The 1,297-nt window shown below is 55.8% G+C and carries 1 protein-coding gene; it reads left to right on the top strand.

Annotation, left to right across the window (positions count from 1 at the left end; translation table 11 throughout):
- The first annotated feature begins 280 nt into the window (after positions 1-280).
- Positions 281-1,276, top strand: coding sequence for an IS110 family RNA-guided transposase (locus AC1RL4_RS29190; protein WP_096480143.1), 996 nt, complete (start codon positions 281-283; stop codon positions 1,274-1,276).
- The last annotated feature ends 21 nt before the right edge of the window (positions 1,277-1,297 follow it).

Raw genomic sequence — 1,297 nt, 5'->3', positions numbered from 1 at the left:
GCAAGCCTCGCTCCTTGTATGTTGGCCGAACACCCGGCGAGAGCAGCTAAGCTCCTCGGTGTTGTCTCAAAGATGTGTTTCTGGGGGAGGCCGACCGCTCCTGAAGGCAGGACTTGCTCCTGACCTTGTCTGTAGAGAGGCTCCCCCGCCTCATTGCCCACCACGAAGAGTATCGAGAAGCCGACAAGTCGGACTTCGCATTACAAGGTTGCAGCGGCATGAAGTTCGAGGTCAGGGGAACCAGGAGCCATCTTCACCCAGTTTCCTTGGAGTGGAAAGCATGAGTGTTCACGTCGGATTGGATGTTGGTTCTCGCACCACAGCAATGGGATGGCGTGACAAAGGCCGTGCAGCTGGCTCGTGGGATATCGCTCAAACGCCCAAGGGGCGCAAGGCTGCCGTGAAAAAGCTGTTAGCGCTCAAACCGCTTTCTGTGGTCATGGAAGCCACCGGGATTTATTACCTGGATCTGGCCCTGGAGTTAAGCACTGCAGGCTTGCCGGTTTCTGTGATCAACCCGAAAAGCTCCCGCAATTTTGCAAGACTGATACTTCAACACAGTAAAACGGACGCCATCGACGCCCAGTTGCTAGCGGAGTACGGCGAACGCATGACGCCTCGCTTGTGGACTCCTCCAAGCCCCGCCCAGCTTGAGTTGCGTGCCATTGGCCGGCATATCAACCGTCTGACCTGCCACTGCACCCGAGCGAAGAATGAGCTGCATGCCCTTCAAGCGACCGAAACAACTTCAGCGATGCTGATTGAGGATGAGGAAGAAGCTATTGCGATGTTCGGCAGGCGCATCGAACGGTTTAGGCGGGCCGGGCGAGACATCATCGCTAGCTGTCCAATTTTGCAGGAGCAGTTTGATCACATGATGGCTGCACCTGGAATGGGTGAGGTCTCGACATTTGCAGTGCTGGCTGAACTGACGACCCTGCCAGTGACGCTCAAATCCCCCCAGATCAGTCGTTATGCAGGGCTGGACGTGCGACTGACCCAGTCTGGAACGAGCATCGACAAGCCCGGACGCCTGAGCAAGGGTGGCAACGCCTACCTGCGCTCGGCGATGTTCATGCCTGCCATGTCAGCGATCCGCTGCGATCCTTATGTGAAGGCTTTTTACGACGTGCTAGTCGGTCGTGGAAAACGAAAAATGCAGGCCATCTGTGCGGTTATGCGCAAATACCTGACAGGCTTGTGGGCCTGCATACGCGCTGGAGAGGATTTCGATACGGCCAAGCTTTTCAGCGAAAAACATCTACTAAAAGCTTGACCGTGAACAGAGTATCTACAG

The sequence above is a fragment of the Pseudomonas sp. GW822-FHT07A10 genome (assembly GCF_058798795.1).
This window is presented reverse-complemented; position numbering and strand designations above follow the sequence as displayed.

Bases quoted from the DNA above. Each gene is read 5' to 3' on its own strand.
- AC1RL4_RS29190 (WP_096480143.1), top strand. From the start codon at position 281: ATGAGTGTTCACGTCGGATTGGATGTTGGTTCTCGCACCACAGCAATG.